We start from the raw sequence: 19,836 nt of genomic DNA, 5'->3' as shown, positions 1-19,836 counted from the left end.
CATGAATAACCCATTAAAACTAATCCCTATCGACTTTAATCCATTTAAGGATGGGCATCTGGACAAAGTATTTCCGACGATAATATCCCAACAGGAAATCTGGCTTGCATGTAAGATCGGTGGGGAGCAGGCGAACAAATCTTATAACGAGTCTGTTTCGCTCGTGCTGGAGGGGCCGCTAAAACCAGAGGCAATACGTGCTGCGATGACACAAATCGTCGATCGCCATGAGGCCTTACGCTCCTCTTTTAGTGCCGATGGCAAAATGGTACTTATTCATACCGAAATCAACCTGCCTTTCCAGCAGGAGGATCTTCGTGCGATGAGCGAAAAAGAGCAGGAAAAGCATCTATCTGATTTTCTCCTTGCCAATTCATTAATCGCCTTTAACTTGGAAAAAGGGCCTTTGTTCCGTATTCATTTGCACGAACTTGCAGATGATAAAAACCGGCTGACCCTGACCATTCACCATATCATCGGAGACGGCTGGTCCATCGGTGTGCTGCTGGAAGACCTAGGCAGGATTTATAATAATATTGTTCAGAAAAAAACCTCAGTGAAGGCTCCTGCCGATCAATTGAGTGAATATGCTAAACAGCTGGAGGAGCATAAATCTTCCCCCGCCCAGCAGGAAATACAGTCGTTTTGGAAAAACCTATACGCTGATTTTTCGGAGGAAATGGTTCTACCGACTGACTTTGTACGTCCTGAGGAGAGGTCCTTTAAATGTAAAAGGATGGATTTCAAGGTGCCTAAGGCTAAATTGGACGCCATCAAAAAACTGGGACAAAAAAGCAAAAGCTCCCTGGTCAACACCCTGCTTACGACCTTTGAGATATTCTTATCTAACTATTGCGACAGCAAAGAAATAATACTCGGCGTACCTGCTGCTGGACAGGCTGCGACGGGTAATTTTGATCTGGTAGGCCATTGTGTAAACCTGTTACCCTTAAAGAGCAAAATTCAGGAAGACTTGGGTTTTGATGAGTATTTAGCAATAAGAAATCAGCAAATCCTTGACTGCTATGATCATCAGCTATTTACTTATAGTGAATTGATCCAGACCATAGGGCTAAAAAGAGACCTTAGCAAAACCACCTTGGTACCGGTTATTTTTAACTTGGACATGGGGATGGATGCTAAATTAAATTTTGATGGAATTGAGTACCAATTGATTTCCAACCCAAGAGCTTACGATAACTTTGAGCTTACGCTAAACCTGACGAATTCTAAGGATGATTTCCAGTTCATATGGAGATATCAGACCGATTTGTTCAAGCCAGAAACCATCGAAGGGATGATGGCAAGCTATATGAAGCTATTGGACCTGCTCATTGCCGAGCCGAGCAAAACACTGGGATCCCTAGAGATTATCGATAGAAAACCCTTACTGGATCAATACGAAAAATTCAATCAAACCTTTACCGACTTCCCTGTCAATACCCCGATCACACAGTTATTTGAAGAGGTGGCTCACTTATACCCCGATCAAATAGCCTTACAATTTAAAACCCAAAAATTAAGTTATTCAGCACTGAATCGACGGGTAAACCAAGTCGCCAACCTGCTCCTCTCCAAGGGCCTCAAAGACCAATCTCGGATCGGGGTCTTCCTACCACGCTCCGCCGATATGGTCATCGCCTTATTAGCCATAGCTAAATCTGGGAACACTTATATTCCATTGGATGGCCAGCTGCCAGCAGAGCGAGTAAATCATATTTTAAAAGACTCCCAGGCGGCGGCAGTCATCACAAGTCGCAGTTTAAAGGAAGGTCTGGAAGGTAATCTTCAACTACTGGAAGTATCAAAGCTACAGGAAGAAGCTACCAAGAAGGAGGCTTCGACGCCAAATGTCAAGGTGGATACCGATGCTGCAGCCTATATCCTATATACCTCCGGATCCACGGGTCTTCCCAAAGGAGTATTGGTGAGTCATCGTAACCTCTGCAACACCTTGTATTATATGAGGCGTAAGCTAAGGATCGATTCGGATGATAAGGTACTGAGTATCACTTCCATCTCTTTTGATGTCGCTCAGATTGAGCTATTTTGTTTATTAATAGGAGGAGGCACGGTAATCATGGCTGACCATGATATGGCTAAAGATGGCCGATTATTGCTTAAGGCACTTAAGGACCATCAGATCACACGATTATTTTCCACTCCCGCCACCTATCAGATGTTGATCCAAGTGGGATGGAATAGTCCCTTGCCACTCAAAATTATGTCTGGCGGAGAGCCATTTTCAAAACCCCTCGCAAAGCAACTTTTGGGGCTCTGCAAGGAAGTATGGAATGCTTATGGTCCTACAGAAACGACGATCTTGTCCACTGCAAAACTATTTGAAACAGAGGAAGATTATGATTCTATTGGACAGCCTATTGGAAATACAGAAATATACCTGCTTGACCCTCAAAAGCGACTGCTTCCTATTAGTAAGCAAGGGGAAATTTATATTGCTGGCGAAGGGGTAACCATAGGATACCTTAACAATCCGGCACAAACCCAAGAGGCCTTTGTTGAAAGCCCTTCCTTGCCTGGCAAACGTCTTTATAAAACTGGCGATATGGGGGCTTTCAAGCCTAATGGGGAATTGAGATGCCTTGGAAGAATCGATCATCAGGTGAAGATTCGGGGAAACCGAGTAGAACTTGGTGAAATAGAGCTGCTCTTAAACACCCTCCCGGGGATAAGCAATGGCCATGTGGGAGTATTGGACCAAAGTAACGGCTCTAAGTCCCTCGTCGCTTATATCATACCAAATGAGGTCCTCATGCTTACGGACAATGAGACCTCAGACAGCTTACCTCAAACGGTAAAAATAAGCCCCGAGCAAATCTCCAGTTGGAAAACAGCACTTTCGCGTAAGCTACCTGAATATATGCTTCCGACAGACTGGGTAGGAATGGAATACTTTCCGCTCAATACCAATGGGAAAATAGATAAAAAAGCCCTGCCCAAACCATCTAAAAAAGTTAATATCAGCTCCTCCCAAAGCAAAGACGAGTGGACGGAAACCCAAAAAATGGTCGCTAAAATATGGCAAGAGGGCTTAAAAATCAATAATATTCAATTAGACGATGACTTTTTCTCCTTGGGAGGGCATTCCATTTTAGCGGTTGCAGTGATGAGCAAATTGGACAAGGCACTTGGCCAAACGCTTCCATTAACTAGTCTATTTAAAAGCCCCATATTAAGGGACTTTTGTGCGCTCATCGATGGAGAGGATGTCACCGAGGAACTTAGCCAGGAATGGAGCTCTCTGATCCCCATCAAACCACAGGGCAAAAAGAACCCCATATACCTCATCCACGGAGTGGCAGCTAATATCACTAACTACTATAAGCTCATCGATTATGTAGATGCAGAGCAGCCGCTATACGGCTTACAAGCTAAAGGGCTGAACGGAATCGATTCACCTAATATAGGAATTGAAAATATCGCTAAGCATTATGTAAATGAAATAATCCAGCATAACCCCGAAGGCCCCTACCAGATAGGAGGATATTCATTTGGAGGCTATGTGGCATTTGAGATGGCCAAGCAGTTTATCCAAAGGGGAAAAACGGTGCAAAACCTGATTATTTTCGACACAAATGTGGACCAAGACGACGAGCTAGTGCCAAAAAAAGGTATGATGGATGTTATCGCGGCCCAGATTGAGCAGCGCAAGGTGGAATTGCAGTTATTATGGAAAGCACCAAAAACCTTCCGGATCACCAAGGCTAGGATGATCAAGCGCAAAATGGAAAACCTACTTCAAAAAATAGGTCTTAAAAAGGTGGAAGAACAACCTAAAGACAGGGCTGAAATCATCAAGAAAATTAAAGCGATAAATACTGCTTCTTTGGAAAATTACAGACTCAGCCCCCTTTCCATTGATTGCATATTATTCAAAGCAAGCATCAAACTAACTCCTATAAAAGAGGAGAAATATTATGGCTGGGCTCCCTTTGTAAACCATGTCAAGGTGATCGATGTGGAAGGGGATCATAACAGCATGTTTGAAAGCCCTTATGTGGAGCCCTTTACTCATAAGCTACAAGCATTAATGAATGGAGAACTCTGATCTATGCTTCTGCCTGTTTAATCCTAGGCAGGCAGAAGTAAAATTTATTTACTGAGATTATAATTCCTGCGACTTATCCTCGTCTTCCATTAACCAAATGCTTCCGATTAAATTAGATCTTTATCCTTTTTGGTTGGCCACTCTATAAATCAGGAAAATTCAGGATTTAAACCAGATTATTAATAGAAATAAGGAAAATCTCTGAGCTGGAGCTGGATATTAGTGTTAAAGTGAAGCTTTGACTTGAATTTAAGGAAATGTACCATAAAGGATAGGGCAGTGAGGTATTAATAAAATTAAATATGGCTAAATCATGATTTAACCATCATTAAATGAATTATAACCCATATTTTCAATCAATTATTTAAGCAAGTTGAGCTAATTAAAAGACAATTTTTTCTTGAGGTTTTATACTTTTTACCTTGAATGGTAAGCGTTTTTAAACTCTTTACCGACAAAAAAAATAAATTCATTTTTTTTATTACAAAATACATTTTTATTGGTGTAAAAATTAATTAGATTTACTAAATGATTCACCACCGATAACCACGGTACAAAACAAGGAGAACATAGGATAAACTACTTCTACGAAAACACTATTTTGATTGGGGAGGTAACCCCAAAGAAACTACAATTATCATCCTACGCAGAAAGAGGCAAAATCCTTATGGACTTACCATAGCAATATGAGTATCCCCTTCTGTGATTTAACAGAACAAAAAACGGTAAATTCAGTTTTACCACTAAGTACTTATGCGTTTAATCCTAAATAAAAAAGCAAGTTTTAACCGACAGCAGCACGTTCCCTTACAGGTAAATCAAACACTCACAGCAGGTATAAATACATCCCATGAATAGCTCACTATATATCAGCAAAATTCATTGCAGCACAGTTTTACTTCCAAACTGGAGCCAGGAATCGGATTACCTGATCAATGATCATGTGGACTTATGGAGGGTATCTGTCAAGAAATTGATGGAAGAGATAGACCTCCTTCAAGGATACCTTACTGAGGCCGAAATCCAAACCATGGAACGCTACCACAAGGAAAGTGACCGTACTCGATATATCATCGGTAAGGGATACCTTAAGGTGCTCCTCGCTAAATACCTGGACTGCAAGCCAGAAGAGATTGAATTTACCGAAGGAATCAATCATAAGCCTATTCTAAAGGATAAGAAAAACATCCATTTTAACATTTCTCACTCCCACGACTGGCTGGTTTTTGGGTTTTGTACGGATGAGCTAGGGGTGGATATAGAATATGTAAATAGCGAATTTGACTTTATGTCGATGATGAACAACTGCTTTACTAAGCCAGAAACTCATTATATCGAAAATGCCTATTCTCCTCGTCATGAGTTCTATAAATTATGGACCCGAAAGGAATCATTGCTGAAGGCTACCTCCATTGGAATGGTGGATAACCTTCACTCGATTAACTGCCTTGACGGATATCAGTATATCCCTTACGAAATAGGTGGTGGCTTCTCTGACTGGAAGATCAAGAGCTTATTAATGGATGAGCTCTACCTTATCAGCCTTGCTTTCCCTGTCAAATACAGGAAAATCAGGTTCTACGAAACGAGTGATAAACTCGTCGAACAAATGATCAAGAGTCATATTTAAAAATAAAAGTTAACAACAAGAATATAATAAGATCTCCCCCTATTGATTAGGGGGATTTTTTTATGGGAAAAATCCCTGCGAGAAAGCTAGTGAAACTACTGCTCCCAAAAAACTAGCTATAATAGGATTCGCAGATCGTATTATAATTTGATATCCAAGATGAGCATCAGGGATTAAAAATTGTATTCTTTGTACGTCTAATCCCGAAGTTTCTCCACGATAGATTTCACCTTGTTTCCACAACAGTGTTCGCAGGTCTCCACATTTTCATATTTCTTAGAAGCATTTCTCACTGCTTCCCCTGAATTATTATAGGGCCCTAGATAAGATAACTCATTCATATCCGGCATCTCTGGACAGCTCATCGCATGCACCTTATGCGCTCCTGTCTTCTTGTAAAAATTAGATAAATAATAGAATATCATATAACTATGTATTATAATGTATGCTGTAAATTTAGGTCAAAGAGCCCTATAAAAAAATACCCAATTTGGGGTATTTTTCGTTTCGCTTACTTAAACACGTATTTAATAAAAGGTAAAAAGCCTTATATACCAGCTGAGGGTGAATAACTTCTAATAATCAGTGATATTTAACAGAAAAAAAATCCTGTTTGATTAAAAAATATTTTTTTCTGTATTGAAAATACTAAAATTTGCGCTTCATCACATCGCTTAGCATAGGAACTTCATACAAATCCAGTACCTCCTGAATAATATTTTTTCGTCCCAAAATGAATTCAAAAATCAAGAGGTCCACGAGACATTTTTAGAAATTACAAAAAAGTAGAAGCTGGTGAAGGAATAAATTATAAGCTCCATGATCAGTCATCTAATTAGAGGAACGTGCTTTTGATTTTAATAAATAACAAAATAGAAAAAAGAATAAGCGCCTCTTCCTCACTAAGCCCCCAGCTTCAAAATAGGCGACAAAAAGAAAATTGTATAAAAATAACTATTTTAATATAACGCACTGATAATCACGTAAATAAAAATATAAGCTGTAAAAATTCATTTTTCAGCATAAAAAAACACCTTCTTAAAAGAATAAGAAGGTGTTTTCTATTATTTCTGATTAACTGATGGAAGACCCAGGAGCGGTATCATCACTAGGTTTTAGTAGCTTCAAGGAGCCATCTTTATCCTCAGCCATTAAGATCATTCCTTCGGAATCAATCCCCATCATTTTTCTTGGAGCAAGATTTATCAACATCGTCACCTGCTTTCCAATTAGGTCAGCAGCATCAAAATGTTCAGCAATCCCGCTAAGGACTGTTCGCTTTTCCAATCCTGTATCCACCAAAAGCTTGATCAATTTTTTTGATTTCTTCAGCTTTTCAGCTTCTAAAACTGTAACTACCCTGAGATCAAGTTTGGTGAAATCATCAAATGAAATGGTGTCTTTAACGGGAGGAACGGTGGCTGCGGCAGCCTCATTCGCTTTTTTGGTATCTAGCAACTTATTTACTTGTTGTTCCACAGTTTCGTCTTCGATTTTCTCAAATAATAATTCGCCAGGCTGAATTTTCATCCCTGCTTTAAGCAAATCTGCCTGTCCAGCATCAGCCCACCTTAGGCCTTCTGTACCAAGCATACTGGATAGTTTGCTAGAAGTAAATGGCAGGAAGGGCTCAGAAACCACTGCAAGATTCGCTGCAATGTTTAGTGCTATATTAAGTACTGTACCGGTTCTCTCTTTATCTGTTTTGATAGTTTTCCAAGGTTCTGTGTCTGCCAGATACTTGTTTCCTAATCGGGCAAAATCCATCACGAAACTCAAGGCCTCTCTAAAACGGTATTTTTCAATAGAGGCAGCAATTTTATCCGGGAAAGCTTTCAACTCAGCCAGGGTCTCGTCATCAAACATCGACAGTTCTCCACAGGCCGGCACTGCGCCGTCAAAATACTTGTGCGTAAGCACCACGGCACGATTGACGAAGTTTCCGTAAATTGCTACCAGCTCAGAATTATTCCTTTCTTGATAGTCCTTCCAAGTGAAGTCATTGTCCTTAGTTTCCGGGGCATTGGCGGTAAGCACATACCGTAATACATCCTGCTTTCCAGGGAAGTCTTCGAGATATTCATGCAGCCACACGGCCCAGTTTCGGGAGGTACTGATTTTTTCACCTTCCAGGTTCAAAAACTCGTTGGCAGGCACATTATCAGGCAATACATATTCTCCATGAGTCTTGAGGATAGCAGGAAAGATGATACAGTGGAATACAATATTATCCTTACCAATGAAATGTACTAATTTGGTATCCTGATCCTTCCAATACGGCTCCCAATCGACACCCTTTTCTGCCGCCCACTCTTTGGTGGAGGAGATATAACCAATCGGTGCATCAAACCATACATAAAGCACTTTGCCCTCTGCGCCTTCTACAGGAACTGGTACACCCCAGTCCATATCTCGCGTCATGGAGCGTGCCTGCAAGCCTTCACCGGCCTCCAGCCAGGACCTGCACTGGCCGAGGACATTGTTTTTCCAATCTGCCTGATGATCTGTAAGAATCCACTGTTTCAGGAAAGAAGAATACCTACCCAAGTCCAAAAACCAATGCTTCGTTTCCTTCAGCACGGGGGAGTTTCCACTCAGCTTCGACTTAGGGTTGATCAGTTCGGTAGGGCTCAGCGAGGAGCCACACTTTTCACACTGATCGCCATAGGCATGTTCAAATCCACACTTAGGACAAGTCCCTTCTATATATCGGTCAGCCAAAAATTGGCCGGCTTCTTCATCATAATATTGTTCGGTAGACTGCTCCAGGAATTCGCCTTTATCGTACAAATCCTTAAAAAAACCAGAGGCAGTATCATGGTGAACAGGCGAGCTAGTACGAGAATAATGGTCAAAACTAATCCCAAATTCTTCGAAACTCCCTTTCATCATCTGATGATATCGGTTCACGATTTCCTGAGGGCTCAGCCCCTCTTTTTTGGCTTTGATGGTAATGGCCACGCCATGCTCATCGGAGCCGCAGATGTATAGCACGTCCTTGCCCAGGGACCTCAAATAACGCACATAAATATCTGAAGGTATATAACAGCCCGCCAAGTGACCAATATGCAAGGGGCCATTGGCATAAGGAAGGGCTGAAGTTACGGTATATCTCTTAAATTCTGATTTGCTCATAGGCTGCAAAGATAGGTAAAATTGACTTTTTTTCGTAAGGTTTCCCTTCCTTAGTCCTTCCAAATCCCCCATAGAAGGAGAACAATCCTAGGTCAAGCTGTCGGCGTTCTTCTTATAGGCGAAAAATATATCCGTTTTTACCGTAGCTAATAAGGTAATACACATCCCCATCACCGCTATAAAGGCGAATGAAATCTGCAAATTAAATAGCTCGGCGATAAATCCAATCAAGGGAGGTCCCAATAGAAATCCAAAAAAGGAAATGGTGGATACCAAGGCCAAGGCTATGCTAGGCGCATACATCTTAGACCTTCCTGCAATACTATAAGAGAGCGGAATCACTGATGCAGTCCCAAAACCCACCAAAAGAAAGCCAATCACTGAGCTGATAAATGAGGGAAAAGCCACCGCTATCAAAAGGCCCGAAAATATTAGACCTCCAGAAATCCGCAGCATCACAATTTTTGTCCACTTATTGGCGAGAAAGTCAGATACAAATCTTCCTGAAGCCATCGCTGCCATAAAAGTCACATATCCTAAGGGCACCAAATGTGGCTCGGCCATCACGACTTTTTTCAGATATACCCCGCTCCAATCAAACATACATCCTTCACACATCATCCCAAAAAAGCCTATCAAACCCACTCGTAGCAATAAAGCATCGGGCTTCCGCAGTACTAAACCGCCGGAGCCGGTACGTTTTTCTTCCTTAAATAACAATTGAAAACTGCTGCCGAGAATCACCAGCATTAAGATACTGACCACCCAATAATGATACACTGGCGCCCAGCCTAACTGGATCATCAAGGCGCCAATACCGGCACCCGCAAACCCAGCAAAACTCCATAAACCATGAAAAGAGGCCAAAATACTTCGCTGATATCCATCCTCCACCAGCAAAGCCTGGGTATTAAGGGAGATATTCATGATGTTTCCCATCATCCCAAAAAACATCACGGCTACCCCCAGCTGAATGATACTCTGGGTATAACCGAGGCTCAAAAGTGAGATCGCATAAAAAATACTTCCGGCCACAATCACCCGCCTGCTACCATATTTATCTACTGCCCAGCCCGCTAATGGCAATGCCAGCAAAGATCCAAGAGGCATCCCTAGTAATAAGGTGCCCAATTGCCCCTCACTCAAATCAAAATGCTGCTGAAAATCGGGAATTCTGGAAGCCCAGGATGCAAAGCTTAATCCTGCCAGAAAAAAGAGTCCGCTTAACGCTACTCGTCTCTTTCTTAATAAGTTCATAATTCGTTGGTATAGGTTTGCACTACAAAGAAAAGGACTTTTTTACCATTTCTGGCTATCCATTTTTGATAATTAATATATCAATCGGTTGCATCCGATATTTTTCGGAAAATAAAATGCATTCATAAAATTAAGCCCCCATTTCGCTTCCAAAACTCCTGCCTCTTGCCATAATAAAAAACCTCCTAATCTATAAAGTAAGCCTTAACTCAGCTCCTTTCCCAGGACTGCTTAAAAACTAACCAACTTCCATCATGCTTCAACATCCTAAGATCAGCCATTCATTTTCTTAATGCCTAACCTTAATAATCCTCAAAGTAGCTTAGGGAAGATTCCATTACAAAGTACAAGATAAATTCTCCATCTACCATTTAATCCAATATCTTCCTCAAACATAATCCTAGTGCAAACCATTTGGATCAGATATTGGTTATCAACTAGACAAACTCTCAGAAATCATGGAACTAGTAATCGCAGGCATCGTCATTATTGCCGCCGTCATTCTTATCCGATTTATCTATAAAAAAGTCTTTTAATAGGTCGTAAAAAAAATATCTCCTTAACGAGACCCGTTTAAGTAATATCACCTGGCCTCTACCATCGCTCTTAAGCTTAGACTCTATTTTTAGATTTCAAAAAAGCTATGGCTTAACACGCTCAGTAACATCTGTTCTCGCTTAAGCTTTGGAAGTAATAAGCATAAATGAAGTAATAAGCATAAATAAAGCTAAGCGGAAGTAAACTCTACAATCGCTACTCGAAACATTAGCTATTCACTACAGCCCCATGGCTGATTATTTCCTCAAGAGGCAAGAAGGATTAGCTATGATAAAATACTATTTCAGATTTAGTTCTACATGGGACTATTAAAAAAGGGCCGCCAAAAAAGCAGATAAAAAGCAGCAAAGCCTAAGGGTGGAATCGATTCCTCTCTTAGGCTTTGCTAATTGTCAATTAGGGAGTTTATGTGCAAAACGACCATACACCCAAGTCCCGGCTAAAGCGCTGATGAAGGTGATCAAAGTCACGGAATACCCGGCTCCTATTTGGGCAAAAATAGGCCCTGGACATGCGCCAGTCACTGCCCAGCCCAATCCAAATATAAAACCACCAATAATTTGTCCTTTTTTAAACACCTTATCTTTGATCTCGACAGTTTCTCCTGCCAGGGTTTTTATGGAGAATTTCTTAATTAAGAATACCGATAGCATCCCCACGGCGATCGCCGCACCAATGACTCCATACATATGAAAGGACTGGAAACGAAACATTTCTTGAATTCTAAACCAGCTTACCACTTCTGATTTGACCAGAATCAAGCCGAAAAATATCCCGACGATCAAGTATTTAAGTAATTGAAGGCCTTTTTCCTCTGAAGGAGCCTTATCTATTGTTTTTGCATTCATGGCTATATATTTTGCTGCTGAAAATCTATCAATTGCCTAAGGCAAACTGAAGTAAAGTGGGGAGAAAAAGGTGAGTCATCACTATTCCCCCAATCATAAAGAAGATGGTGGCCACCAAAGAGGGACCTTGCAGGGTACTGATTCCCATAATAGCATGGCCAGAAGTACAACCGCCTGCATAACGGGTTCCAAATCCTACCAAGAAACCGCCCAATACATAGAATATCAATACAATGGACCAGTTCGTTTCTTCCCAGCTGAACAATTGATGAGGCAGTAAGTCATTGAAATTAGTAATTCCCAAAGCTCTTAAGTCCGTCTGAGTACTTTCAGCAACGACCATAGACGCGGGATTGGTCAGCACGGTGGCGGCTAAGAAACCACCAATTACGATGCCCGCTACAAATAATAGGTTCCACATCTCCTTCTTCCAATTATAGCTAAAGAAGGGGATTTTGGCAGGAACGCATGCCGCGCATACATGCCGAAGTGATGAGGAAACCCCAAATGACTTATTTCCTATCAATAATAGTACAGGCACTGTAAGTCCTAATAAAGGCCCGGCAATATACCATGGCCACGGCTCTCGCAGCCAATTCATAATTTCTAACATTTGATTTTTAATTTGGGTGATTTTAGAATTAATCCCTTTCTCCCCAAGCCCTCATCTTAAACCATTACCTACGGCGGGCAGAGACATTTGAGGAGAAATAAAGAGGAACGGCCTTTGTGTGCAAGGCCGTTCCTGGGATTGGGTGGCTTAGCCTACTGTAGTATACTGACTTCGTCAAAGTCATAGGTACTCAGCCAGGGTCGGATTTCCCGATATATAGGCCCTGGAGCTCCCTAAGCCTTATCAAGAAGGTGATTAGAGTTTGGTGGAAGGACAGACGAAATCCGTAAGTTCAAATTCCTCGGAGTCCTTAATGGCCTTAAAGCCTCCTTTGATATCCACTAGATTGTCATAGCCTCTTGCACGCAGTACTGAGGTGAAAATCATGGAGCGATATCCGCCTGCACAATGGACATAGTAAGTTTTATTGCGGTCCACCTCATCCATGTTTTCATTGATATAGTCCAAGGGGACATTTTTGGCATCTTTCACATGCTCACTTTCATATTCACTCTCCTTACGCACATCAAGGATATTTACTTCCTGATCGGAGTCCTGAGCGATCTCCGCCAGCTCTTCCGGAGAGACGACCTTGATCTGATCCACTTCCTTACCAGCCTTCTCCCACTGTTCAAAGCCTCCCTCGAGGTATCCAAGGGCATAGTCATAGCCCACTCTCGCCAATCGGGTGATCACTTCTTCTTCACGTCCCTTCTCAGCGATTACGAGTATTTTTTGTTTAATATCCGGCAACATGGTCCCTACCCATACGGCAAAATTCCCATCGATTCCGATATTGATACTATTGGGCACAAAGCCCTTAGCAAATTCCTGCGGTGAGCGTGTGTCAAGCATGACGGCCCCGGTATCATTGGCAGTCGCCTCAAAGGCCTTAGGATCCAGTGGAGTCGCCCCTCTCTCGAGTACGGTATCGATGCTATCATAGCCTTCGATATTCATCTTCACATTTTCAGGAAAATACGCCGGCGGTGGAGTAAGCCCCTCGGTCAACTTCTCTATAAACTCCTCCTTGGACATTTCCTGCAAGGCATAATTTTCTTTTTTCTGATTCCCAAGAGAGTCAGAAGTCTCCTTACTCATATTTTTGCCACAGGCACTTCCTGCTCCATGTGCGGGGAATACTGTCAAATGATCTGGCAGAGGCATAATTTTATTGCGCAGCGAATCATATAAATGTCCAGCTTGCTTCTCCTCGGTGAGGTCTGAAGAAACCTTCTGTGCTAAATCCGGACGCCCCACATCTCCAATGAATAAGGTGTCACCCGTGAAAATAGCTTCTGGTTTTCCTTCTGGATCGAATAGCAGATAGCATGAACTCTCCATGGTATGCCCCGGAGTATGGATCAATTTTATTTTGGCTTTGCCAATAAAAAACTCCTCCTCGTCTTTGGCGATTTTGGCCTCAAAGCCCAATTTGGCATCGGTAGGGCCAAAAACAATCTGTGCCCCGGTCTTCTCAGCCAGGTCTATATGTCCAGACACGAAGTCTGCATGAAAATGAGTTTCGAATACATACTTGATCTTCACCCCATTGCGCTCAGCCTTCTTAATATAAGGCGCCACTTCACGAAGTGGATCAATGATGGCGGCTTCCCCGTCTGACTCTATATAGTAAGCTCCCTGGGCCAGACATCCTGTATAAATCTGTTCTACTTTCATAATATCTGTGTTTATAGTTGCGGTTTATTGAAATGAAAACCTATAAAGGCTTTCTGATATTTCTATTGTAAAACTAATTTTATTAGTACTAAAGTTCAGTGATTTTTGTCACTTAAGGCGGTAATTATGTGCCATCAAGCTATAAAACCAGCTCTTTGATGACTATATATATCCCCATCACTAACACAAACCATCCAAATCCTTTCTTAAGGGAGGACTCATCAACTCGGCTAGCAAATCGTGCGCCTATGAATATCCCAACCACACTCAAGGCCGAAAACCAAACCAAAAACATCCAGTCGATCGACTGCTCCATCACATCACCAGTAAATCCAATGAGGGATTTCACGCCGATAATCAATAAGGAGGTTCCCACAGCCGTCCGCATGGGGAGATGTGCTAATAATACCAGGGCTGGGATAATCAAAAACCCTCCCCCGGCACCAACGATCCCTGTGATACTTCCCTCCAATAAGCCAGCAAGAAAGATCACCTTAACATTAAGCGAACTATTCTGATCGGAAGGCTCGGATTTTTCCCCGTTTCTGATCATGGATATCGCGGCCAGCATCATCAAAATCGCAAATAGCAAGAGTATGAAGACATCTCTGGACAGCTCATAGCCCCAAAATGTACCTATAACGTCCGGAAGCGCGTGAATGAGGAATTTGCGAATGACAAACACCGCGACCATGGAGGGCAAGCCAAAGATTAAGGCTGCCTTATAAGAGATCAGCTGGGCCTTCATATACTTGGCAGAGCCTACTAATGAGGTCAGCCCCACCACAAATAAGGAATAGGCCGTTGCCAAAACCGGCTCCACATGAAGTAAATAAACTAAAATTGGCACAGTCAATATCGACCCACCACCACCAATCATGCCTAAGCTAAGACCGATTAATATTGCCGCCAAATACCCTATTATCTGTTGTATCTCCATTTGATAATCTCATTTTGATACTCCAAAACTACTCCAATGAAAGCGGATCCACAGTGATAAATGTTACATTAAGCACTATAGTTTTAAAAACACCCTTATTTAATCATGCTGAAAAACAACGATTGATTCTTTTAGATTTGGATCACCGATTTATTTTGAAAAAAATAACTGCAAAGAACTTACCAAAAACCGTCACAAATGGCTCTGACATTGGTTAGATGGCCAAAAAAACTCAGGTCTTTTAAATCACAAAGGGCTATGCAAAGCATGATCGCTTGCATATTCCTGCATTTTATATTGGTCAACAAGAAGGTCTATATAGATGAAGATTGCTTATTATCACTTCAAACACTTTCTTCACAAAAAGGTCTCGCTACCATTGACTACCAGCATATTACAGTCCTTTTATTTGCCGAAAGGCTATAAAACAACTTCCTCAGGAATCTAAATGGAACCAAAAAAGTAATGAAAATGGCTATGGTCTTTTGTTGGTAAAAAAGTATATTTAATTGATTTCACAAAAACCCAAGACATGAAGATATTAGTAGGAGTGGATTTCTCTAAATCGTCAAAGAATGCAATTAAGTTTGCCTCTGGCCTGGCCAAAGCACTCGATGCCAGCATCACTTTGGTACATGCCTATACCTTAATCTATGATTTTGCAGCTCAAACGGCCAGTTATGCTGCTGATATGGAAAAGCAAGGGGCAATACTTATTAGGAAATGGTCTGATGTCTTAGAAGGAAAAGGGATCAAAAGCAATAGCCTTATCCTCCAAAAAAATCCTAGCGATGCGCTAATTCAAATTGCTGAAGAGGAAAAGTACGATATGATAGTGATAGGGAGCACTGGGAAGTCTGGCCTATCCAAGGTATTGCTTGGCTCCACGGCTTCCGATCTCATCCGCAGCAGCCAGACTCCGGTGCTGATGATTCCCGGAAAATCCAAATTCAAACATATCAGCAGCCTATCACTTGCTGTGGCGGCAAAAGACCTGAAAGCCTCCAAATTCACTTCTATCATAGAAATTACGCGGCAGTTTAACCTTCCATATAACCTCATCCACATCAATCAGGAAAAAACGGATCTTCAACAATCGCTCACTAGCCTTACCAAAAACCTCCAAAAGCAATACCCCAGCCGACACTTCAGCTTCATGTCTCTGGAGGGATCAGAGACCTGCGAAACCCTCCTTGCCTACTGTCAGCAACATCCAAAAACCATATTGGTGATGGTTTCCAAGCAGCAGGGATTTTTGGATTATCTATTTAAGACCAGTCGCTGCGCTCAAATGGCTCAGCAGGTGACGGTCCCCATGCTTGTGCTGAAAGCAGAGTGATAATGACCTTGGGAAAGCGGCGGGCGCTTACTCTATTTCCAGTCCAGCTCCTCCAAATCAGCTCTTACATCAATCTTATTTCTACCTAGCTCAATCCATTTCTTCTTTTCCAGCTGCTTTAATAAGCGCGAAATCACCTCTCGAGAAGTGCCGAGTTCATTTGCTATTTCCTGATGAGTAAGATGCAGCTCTGTACCTCCATTTTTCTCTTTTTTGGCGACAAGGTACCGGACCAATCTTTGATCCATTTTCAGAAAAGCGACCGAATCTAAGACCTTCAGCATTTCCTGAAATCTCTTTTGATAGGTTTGGGAAACGAAATTCTTCCAATCAGGAAAAGATTGATTCCAGGCCTCGTGAACCTCCGCAGGGACGGTAAGCAATAAGGAATCCTCCTCTAGCACCGCCCTGATCTCACTTAGCTGCCGACTTTGGCAACAGCTCAGCGATAAGGCGCAGGTCTCTCCAGGGTAGATATAGTACAGAAACAGCTCCTTACCTTCCTCGTCCATCCTCAGGACTTTGATGGCTCCTTCCAGCACCAAAGGCACCCTGTCGATGGTTCGGCCGGGCTCCATCAGAACGGTGCCGGCGGGCATAGTGATGACCTGCCCCACCTCCTCTATCGCATCTAATAACTTCTGATCCTTGAATCCGGGAAGCACTGATTGTATAGATGATTTATTCATTTCTTTTCAATTTTTATAAGACCATTTAGATGCTGACCATCCTCCACATCTCGCAATACTACGCTTCCTGCGCCAATGACCACGTCTCGCCCGATCCGTATCCCGGGCACTATCGTACATCCTGCCCCGATCAAGCTTCCATGACCCACAGATACCCCACCACATAGAGTGGCATTGGGGCCAATATGGACAAAGTCACCTATCTGGCAATCATGATCCACCGAGGCGGAGGTATTTATAATGACATGGTCTCCTATGTGTGCCGCTGCCTGGACAGTCGCTGAAGCCATGATGACTGTGCCCTGCCCTACCCTGCTATGCTGACTCACAAAAGCCATCCTATGAATTATATTCCCGTAATTATGACTCGCACCTATCCTCTGAACCAATTTCTCCCGGGTTTTATTGACGCCAATCGCTAGGATCAGCTTGGTATCAGCAGGAAGCCCCTGCTCCGGCCAGCGCTGGACAGGATAGCCTAGGCATAGCTCAAGCTCAGGATTATCATCAAAAACCCCCATCAAAGGGATATTTTGGCTTTCGAGAGCCGAAATTATGGCTTTGGCATGACCTGAAGCGCCGAATAGATACATATAATCACCTTATTTATGCTTTATTACCTTGTCGCTCCTTTCTCATTATTTGAGGAAAACAGCCATTACAAAACTAATGTAAATATAAACTTAAGAATCATATTCGAAGAAAATCCCCCAAAGATCAAGAAGTGATCGCTTAAGGCTCGTCCTTGGCAGGAGGCGCCATAGGACGATAAGCAATCCTAATAAATTACCTCACAGCCAGATATATGACCCATTAACATCTTTTTACTTCAATTTAAAAATCATCTACTTTTCTTTGATCAAAGAATACTATATATTTAAACTTTGTCCAAAGTCTAAAGAATGATTTTTTGAGGCAGTTCGAAAGGATAATACAATATAAAATCATTCGTTTTGGTCATAAAGACTATAAAAATAGACTAGCAGACCTCTGTCAAGGCATTCTGGATTTAGGGCATAGACAGGTATTGAATTCAAGAAATTAGTTACTAAAATTATAATGAATAATAAGTATGAATAGAAGGGATTTTATCAAATCGGGGGGCTTGGTTGTAGGAGGTTCCATATTCCCTTACCCAATTGCGAGTGCATTCAACGCCAATTCAGATAAAGGACCACTTAAGGTCGGAGTCATCGGATGTGGTGACCGAGGAAAAGGCATCATGCACGTAATTAGTCGAATGCCAGACCGATATACCCTTGTTTCTGCCTGTGACATTATGGACTTTAGGCTAGAGCAGGTTTACCAAAAATTCCCTAAACTTAAGGGCAAATCCTATAAGCACTATCAGGATATGCTAGACAAGGTGGATCTGGATGCAGTGGTGATCGCCACTCCTCTAAACATGCACTTTGCCCCAGCGAAGGCCTCCTTGCAGGCTGGACTCCATGTCTATCTGGAAAAAACCATGACTTATGACATCCCAGAAGCTCAGGAGCTCATCCAGCTGGTGAAACAAAACCCTAAACTTACCCTACAGGTGGGCCACCAATATCGATATACGCCATTATACTATAAGGTGCGAGATATGGTCCAGTCAGGATATATGGGCAAAATCACCCAGATCGATTCCCGATGGGATCGTAACTGGAACTGGAAGAGACCCGTACCGGATCCGTCTATGGAGCGAGCCATCAACTGGAGGATGTACAAGGAATATTCGGGGGGATTACCCGCGGAATTGCTCTCTCACCAGATTGACTTCATCAACTGGGCATTCGAAACCAACCCAGACCGCATCATGGGTGCTGGTGGCATTGATAACTATAAGGACGGCAGAGAGACTTATGATAATGTGCAATTAATCCTGCGATATGATAAGGCAGGAATGATCGGTAACTTTGGGGCGACCTGCAGCAATGCCCGTGAAGGCTATTCCTTCAGTATCAAAGGAACCGAAGGCACCATCGAACTCCTAATGGATGAAGGATACTTCTACCCTGAACAAAAGAAAATGGAGGAGCTGCAAATTGTGGACGGAGTTTCTGGTGCGACTAAGCTTACCTGGAAGGACGGAAAAGGAATCCCTATTCTAGATGAAAAAACCAAGGATGGAACGATCTACGCCCTGGAAGATTTCCACAAATCCATCCAGACGCAACAGATGCCAGCTTCGAATGTAATCAGTGGTGCCACTACAGCCACCTGTATCCACCTCGCCAACCATTCCCTCTTCCATAATACCTTAGAAGAATGGAAGCCTGAGTATAATTACAGCTAAGATAAAATGCTTAAGACCTCTTAAGTGATATGACGTATACTAAAATCTCTGTTTAGCCTAAGGCTGCAGAGGTTTTTTTTTTGGTTTTTAGGTTTTAGGCAATGTAATTAAACCAAAGGCAGGAAGGATATCACTCCTTCTGTGTATTTTTTTCTACCTGAGTAAAAAATTTTTCTTCCTGAAAATTAATTTTTCAAGGACTGCCAAATAATCAGCAACTATTAACTGTATCTATAACACATAAAAACAGCTAGATTTAATAGCATAACATTAAGATAATATATAGCGTAGAAATCACTGTTATCGTATTAAAACCACTTTAAAGGCACTTTTTGGGCTTGATTTTAGGTTCATTTTAGCAAAATAGACTCAATTACAAGGACTTAGGCCTAAAAAAGGGCAGATTAACAGGTGGCATTTTGCGAAACCTTAAAAATCTGGTTCAAATTTTAACCTTATTTAACGTCATTTATGCAATTCCCATAAATCCCGGTTCAAAAAAGGGCAAAAAAAAGAGGAATCTTTGCAGAGATTCCTCGAATGGGTTTATTTTAACTGACTAACAGCCGTATATATTTTGGAAAAAAGGATTGAAATCCTCATTTTTGGAACCAAAACTTCTTTAAACTTAATAAAAATATTTTTTAATACAATAAAATGCGATAATTATTTTCTCTGGAACTTTCTGTCAAAGCTATCAAAATAGAGGGAAAACACCGGGAAAAGTCACCAAAACCCGCCCTAAAAAGTCACTAAAACGATTAATTACCGTAATTAGTGTACAAAATGGATTTTCT

At 41.9% G+C, this 19,836-nt stretch carries 13 protein-coding genes; 4 read left to right on the top strand and 9 right to left on the bottom strand.

The features are described 5' to 3' along the window. Position 1 precedes the first annotated feature (1 nt). Both B050_RS0106500 and B050_RS0106490 read left to right on the top strand, forming a co-directional pair. Positions 2-4,069, top strand: coding sequence for a non-ribosomal peptide synthetase (locus B050_RS0106500; RefSeq protein WP_018473091.1), 4,068 nt, complete (start codon positions 2-4; stop codon positions 4,067-4,069). An 850-nt stretch (positions 4,070-4,919) separates the two neighbouring features. Next, a complete protein-coding gene (locus tag B050_RS0106490; RefSeq protein WP_018473089.1) occupies positions 4,920-5,699 on the top strand; it encodes a 4'-phosphopantetheinyl transferase family protein in 780 nt (259 codons plus the stop codon). Positions 5,700-5,896: 197 nt separating this feature from the next. Here B050_RS0106490 and B050_RS0106485 read toward each other — a convergent pair whose 3' ends face one another. The 7 genes from B050_RS0106485 to B050_RS0106455 form a co-directional block, all read right to left on the bottom strand. Further along, complete coding sequence (locus B050_RS0106485; protein ID WP_018473088.1) at positions 5,897-6,124, bottom strand: hypothetical protein; 228 nt, start codon at positions 6,122-6,124, stop codon at positions 5,897-5,899. Between the two features lie 649 nt (positions 6,125-6,773). Then, complete coding sequence (gene metG / locus B050_RS0106480; RefSeq protein ID WP_026235696.1) at positions 6,774-8,834, bottom strand: methionine--tRNA ligase; 2,061 nt, start codon at positions 8,832-8,834, stop codon at positions 6,774-6,776. Between the two features lie 87 nt (positions 8,835-8,921). After that, positions 8,922-10,091, bottom strand: a complete 1,170-nt coding sequence (locus tag B050_RS22080; RefSeq protein WP_018473086.1) for an MFS transporter — start codon at positions 10,089-10,091, stop codon at positions 8,922-8,924. Positions 10,092-11,041: 950 nt separating this feature from the next. Continuing rightward, positions 11,042-11,497, bottom strand: a complete 456-nt coding sequence (locus B050_RS0106470; RefSeq protein ID WP_018473085.1) for a DUF6691 family protein — start codon at positions 11,495-11,497, stop codon at positions 11,042-11,044. Positions 11,498-11,525: 28 nt separating this feature from the next. Further along, complete coding sequence (locus B050_RS0106465) at positions 11,526-12,110, bottom strand: YeeE/YedE family protein (protein ID WP_026235694.1); 585 nt, start codon at positions 12,108-12,110, stop codon at positions 11,526-11,528. Positions 12,111-12,365: 255 nt separating this feature from the next. After that, entirely contained in the window at positions 12,366-13,790 is a 1,425-nt protein-coding gene (locus tag B050_RS0106460) for an MBL fold metallo-hydrolase (RefSeq protein ID WP_018473083.1), read from the bottom strand. Positions 13,791-13,929: 139 nt separating this feature from the next. Then, positions 13,930-14,730 carry a sulfite exporter TauE/SafE family protein gene (locus B050_RS0106455; RefSeq protein WP_026235693.1) on the bottom strand — a complete coding sequence of 267 codons (801 nt, stop codon included), beginning with the start codon at positions 14,728-14,730 and terminating at the stop codon, positions 13,930-13,932. Positions 14,731-15,262: 532 nt separating this feature from the next. On the opposite strand from B050_RS0106455, the gene B050_RS0106445 reads away from it, so the two are divergent. Beyond that, on the top strand, positions 15,263-16,069 hold the full coding sequence (locus B050_RS0106445; protein WP_018473080.1) for a universal stress protein: 807 nt from the start codon (positions 15,263-15,265) through the stop codon (positions 16,067-16,069). Positions 16,070-16,101: 32 nt separating this feature from the next. Here B050_RS0106445 and B050_RS0106440 read toward each other — a convergent pair whose 3' ends face one another. Together B050_RS0106440 and B050_RS0106435 are read right to left on the bottom strand one after the other, a co-directional pair. Further along, positions 16,102-16,758 carry a Crp/Fnr family transcriptional regulator gene (locus B050_RS0106440; protein ID WP_018473079.1) on the bottom strand — a complete coding sequence of 219 codons (657 nt, stop codon included), beginning with the start codon at positions 16,756-16,758 and terminating at the stop codon, positions 16,102-16,104. Beyond that, positions 16,755-17,351, bottom strand: coding sequence for an acetyltransferase (locus tag B050_RS0106435; RefSeq protein ID WP_018473078.1), 597 nt, complete (start codon positions 17,349-17,351; stop codon positions 16,755-16,757). The genes B050_RS0106440 and B050_RS0106435 overlap by 4 nt, the downstream gene beginning before the upstream one ends. A 479-nt stretch (positions 17,352-17,830) precedes the next feature. On the opposite strand from B050_RS0106435, the gene B050_RS0106430 reads away from it, so the two are divergent. Then, positions 17,831-19,039: a Gfo/Idh/MocA family protein gene (locus B050_RS0106430; protein ID WP_018473077.1), complete on the top strand. Its 1,209-nt coding sequence runs from the start codon at positions 17,831-17,833 to the stop codon at positions 19,037-19,039. The last annotated feature ends 797 nt before the right edge of the window (positions 19,040-19,836 follow it).

This window comes from Echinicola pacifica DSM 19836 (assembly GCF_000373245.1).
Taxonomy (GTDB): Bacteria; Bacteroidota; Bacteroidia; order Cytophagales; family Cyclobacteriaceae; genus Echinicola; species Echinicola pacifica.
The sequence above is the reverse complement of the archived record's forward strand: the minus strand, read 5'-3'. Positions and strand labels throughout refer to the sequence as shown.